Below are 4,189 nucleotides of genomic sequence, written 5' to 3'. Positions count from 1 at the left end.
CGTCGTTGATAGGAAGAGGCATGGATATCTTGCACCTGGCAACATTTCATCCAAATCAAGGAAGTGGTAGAGTTTGGCGAACTACTGACCTGCTTGCGCCCCTTGAAAGCCGTACCTATGGTATAAATACAGCTGATGTCGGCTTGAATGCATCCGGGCAAGTTTCATTGAGTAATGTACCTTGGTCCAATTTGCCTTTCATCGAGGTTGTGCTGTGAAGTTCTCTTTTGTACTAGCAACTGTGGGAAGAGTTCACGAACTCGAGCGATTTCTGGAATCTCTAAAGCATCAGAATCACGCCGAAATAGAGCTCATAGTTGTAGACCAGAGCACAGATAGGCTGGCTGAACCGCTGCTAAGTACCTATCAATCCAGTTTCCAGATAACCTACCTTACTGCACCGTTGGGTTTGTCTAGGGCTCGCAATGAGGGTTTGAAATATGTCAATGGGGAAGTTGTTGCTTTTCCTGATGACGATTGTGAGTATCCGAGGGCAGTTCTAAGTCAGATAGAGGAGATATTAGTCCTGCAGCCAGAAACTCAGGTCGTGCTTGGCCGCTGGGAAGATCGTTTTGGGAAGAATTATGCACTCCGATTTGATAGTAAGGAAGGGTTTGTGGATAAGTGGAGTGTGGGAAGGCGTGTATCTTCAACCGCAATGTTTTTTCGTCGAGAGGTAATAGAGCAGGTTGGGAGTTTCGATGAAGAGCTAGGGGTAGGTGCGTATTGGGGCTCGAGCGAAGACGTGGACTACGTGCTACGCTCAATTGAGGAAGGCTTCAGGGTTTTTTATCATCCAAAACTAGTGATCTGGCACCCAAATTCTAATCAAGAAGAATGTGGCGCGTCAGCATTGGAAAAATTACACAAGTACGCCATGGGAACTGGTCGGGTCATTCGAAAACACGATTACCCCATTTGGTTTATTGTCTATGTTGTTATGCGAAGCTTGTTGGCGGCTGCATACTGGGGTTTTCGAGGGCAAAAATGCTTCGGGCAGAGGAAAGTGGTAGCTGCTCGTGGGTATATGAAAGGGTGGCTTGGAAATTAGCTGGACTTGCTGGTGCTTAATATTGGCCTCGCTCCTCTTTACTCAGGATGCTAGGCTGCCTTTCTTCCGCTCAAATACGATAGGGTGAGGTGTTCGTTGAACGGTAATCATGTAGAGATACTGATGGCGACTTTTAACGGAGCGGAATATTTATTTGATCAGCTTGAATCGCTAAGAGCACAATCCTATACGAACTGGTCAATCCTTGCACGTGATGACGGTTCCACTGACAGCACCCTGGAAATACTCAGAGCTTTCTCGCAAAAGTATCCAGAGCGATTTAGGCTACTCGAAGATGACATGAGTGGCCAGGGCGCAAAGAGCAATTTTGCTCGCTTGTTGGAGCATGCTTCTGCACCATATGTGATGTTTTGCGATCAAGATGATGTTTGGATGCCAAACAAGATTGAAGTTCTAATGCAAAAGATGCTTCGACTCGAAACCTCTATGGGGTCGAACACTCCAATCCTGGTGCATAGTGATCTAGAGGTCGTAGATAAAGACCTTAGCACAATTGCGAAATCGTTCTGGAAGTACCAGTATCTCAGTCCAGCTTCTGGCCAAGGTTGGAATACTTTGCTAGTGCAGAATTCGGTGACTGGATGCGCAACGTTAATTAACCGAGCTTTGTATCAAAAAGCACTTCCGATTCCTGAAGAAGCCATCATGCATGACTGGTGGTTGGCGCTTGTGGCAGCGGCATTTGGACATTTGGAAGCTTTTCCTGAGCCTACAGTGCGTTACAGGCAACACATGAGCAACCATACCGGCGCAAATGCCTGGGACTGGCGAACTATTGTGCGTAAAGCGGTAGAAGCCAAAAGGAGTATTGAGAAGGCTCAAAGACAGGCCAGGGCCTTTTCAGAGCGTTTTGGAGATTTGACCCCTAAGGCCATAATTCAGTACGGAAGACTAAACGAATTGGGACCTCTTTCAAAGCGAGCTTTTCTGGTGCGAAACCGGATTGCCTATACCGGCTGGGTGCGCAATCTAGGGTTCTGGTTATCGGTATGAAGACCAGTATTGTAATTCCGACTCTTTTGGCTGGGCGCCATATTCGTCCCGTTGTCCAAGCGCTCTGGCAACAAACCCTCAAACCCCTCGAGATCATCGTCATAGACTCCTCCTCTCCCGACCAGACGGCGGCAATTGCCAAAGAGGCGGGCTGCCAGGTTGAGGTAATTCCCCAGTCCGAGTTTAACCACGGTGGAACCCGCAACCGCGCAGCCCGGCTGGCGAAGGGCGAAATCCTGGTTTTCATGACCCAGGATGCCCTGCCTGTGGACGAATCCTTTCTGCAAAAGCTGATCGAGCCCATCGAACAGGGCAGGGCGGTGGCAGCCTATGCCCGTCAAATCCCTTATCCCGGCGCCAACCCCCCCGAAGCCTTTGGACGACAGTTCAACTACCCCGCCCAGAGCCACCTGCAAACCCTCGCACAGCTTCCACACAAAGGCTTCAAAACCTTCTTCTACTCCGACGTGGCCTCGGCGGTGCGGGCCGAGGTGTTCTGGGCGATGGGGGGCTACCCCGACTGGGTGATTGTGGACGAGGATGTATATTTGTGTGCCCAGTTGCTCCGCGCAGGCCATGCGGTGGCCTATAGTGCCGAGGCCAGGGTGTTGCATTCGCACAACTACAGCCCTGTGCAGCAGTTTCGCCGTCTGTTCGATGTAGGGGTGTTTGTGAGCCAGGCAGGGGAGATGCTGGCAGGGGCCAGAACCAGTGGAGAAGGCTTTCGGTTGGTGCGACACATGACCATTCACCTGGCCCAAAAAGGTGCCTGGGGCTGGATTCTATATAGCTGGTTCGAGGCCACCCTCAAGTTCCTGGCCTACCAGATGGGCCGCCGGTATGGTCAGATACCCTTGCCGCTTAGACGGAGGTTGAGCCTGCATCGGCGCTTCTGGGACACCCACCCCTGAACCTGCGTCATTTAGCCCAGAAAATTGGAGTGTATACGCTACCCTCTGGGGGATGCAGTCCCGTATTCCCAGGGTTTTGCCCTATCCTGTAGCCAGGTCGAATGCTGTGGTTGCCAGCAAGCCTTGGCTCACCATTGCCACGCTCGTAGCGGGCGATGTCCTCACCCTCACGGCCCTGATGGCTGGAACGGTCTGGGTTCGCTTCATGCTGGGAGGAGTATTCGAGCTCCAGACCTACTGGCAGCTCTGGCCTGCGCTGGTGCTGTTTGTGGCGGTCTATGCCCTGCTGGGGCTTTATCCCGGCGTGGGTCTGAGCGTTCCCGAGGAGATTCGCCGGGTCTTTACCGCTACCACTACGGTCTATCTGCTGCTGGGTTCCACCACGTTTTTGTTCAAAGAAGCCGAAACCTTCTCGAGGGCCATCTTCCTGGTGGCCTGGGTGCTCAGCCTGGTGGGGGTTCCGCTCACCAGGGCGCTCCTGCGTCACTGGTTCGCGGCGCAGCCCTGGTGGGGCTACCCGGTGGTAATTATGGGCGCAGGCAAGACCGGAGAGGAGGTCGCCAGGGCCATGCAACGCCAGCCCGGACTGGGTTTCAAGCCGGTGGCTTTTCTGGACGACGACCATACCAAGCAGGGGGAGTGCAGGGGTATCCCCGTGCTGGGGGGGCTGGCGCTTGCACCCAAACTTGCGCGGGAGTGGGGAGTCCGGCATGCGGTGCTGGCCATTCCGGGGATTTCCCGACCGCGCCTGCTCGAGGTTATCGAGCGCTACGGCAGCGCATTCCCCAAGCTGACCCTGATCCCCGATCTGTTTGGCATGGCCAGCCTCTGGGTCTCGGCCACCGATATGGGCGGGATTCTGGGCCTGGATTTGCGCCACAACCTGTTGCAACCCTCGGCGCGGTGGCTGAAGCGGGGCCTGGACTTGATGGGGGTGCTGGTGGGCGGGCTGCTCCTGCTCCCCTTGCTGGCCCTGATTGCCCTCCTGATCCGGCTGGACTCGAGCGGCCCCGTGGGGTTTGCCCACGAGCGCCTGGGCAAGGACGGTCGGCGCTTCCGGGCGCTGAAGTTCCGCACCATGGTGCAGAATGCCGACGAGGTGCTGTGCCAGGCCCTGAAGCAAGACCCTGCCCTCAGAGCCGAGTGGGAGCGCGACCAGAAGCTACGGCGCGACCCCCGCATCACCCGTGTGGGGGCCTGGCTGCGCCGCACC

General features: G+C 54.8%; 5 protein-coding genes. All 5 read left to right on the top strand.

Annotated elements, in window-relative coordinates; translation table 11 throughout:
* A partial coding sequence (locus Q0288_RS03105) for a hypothetical protein (protein ID WP_299427028.1) occupies nt 1-218 on the top strand: 218 nt, incomplete at its 5' end.
* Nucleotides 215-1,051: a glycosyltransferase family 2 protein gene (locus tag Q0288_RS03100; RefSeq protein ID WP_299427025.1), complete on the top strand. Its 837-nt coding sequence runs from the start codon at nt 215-217 to the stop codon at nt 1,049-1,051. The genes Q0288_RS03105 and Q0288_RS03100, both read left to right, overlap by 4 nt.
* An 84-nt stretch (nt 1,052-1,135) precedes the next feature.
* Nucleotides 1,136-2,065 carry a glycosyltransferase family 2 protein gene (locus Q0288_RS03095; protein WP_299427022.1) on the top strand — a complete coding sequence of 310 codons (930 nt, stop codon included), beginning with the start codon at nt 1,136-1,138 and terminating at the stop codon, nt 2,063-2,065.
* The gene (locus Q0288_RS03090) at nt 2,062-2,976 is read left to right on the top strand and encodes a glycosyltransferase family 2 protein (protein ID WP_299427019.1); all 915 of its coding nucleotides are present in this window, start codon (nt 2,062-2,064) and stop codon (nt 2,974-2,976) included. The genes Q0288_RS03095 and Q0288_RS03090 overlap by 4 nt, the downstream gene beginning before the upstream one ends.
* A gap of 52 nt (nt 2,977-3,028) precedes the next feature.
* Nucleotides 3,029-4,189 (top strand): sugar transferase (locus Q0288_RS03085; RefSeq protein ID WP_299427016.1); only part of this gene is annotated, 1,161 nt, incomplete at its 3' end.

The sequence above is a fragment of the uncultured Meiothermus sp. genome, assembly GCF_937863175.1.
Classification (GTDB): Bacteria; Deinococcota; Deinococci; order Deinococcales; family Thermaceae; genus Meiothermus.
Note: the sequence above shows the minus strand (reverse complement) of the source record. Positions and strands in the feature narration are given on the sequence as shown.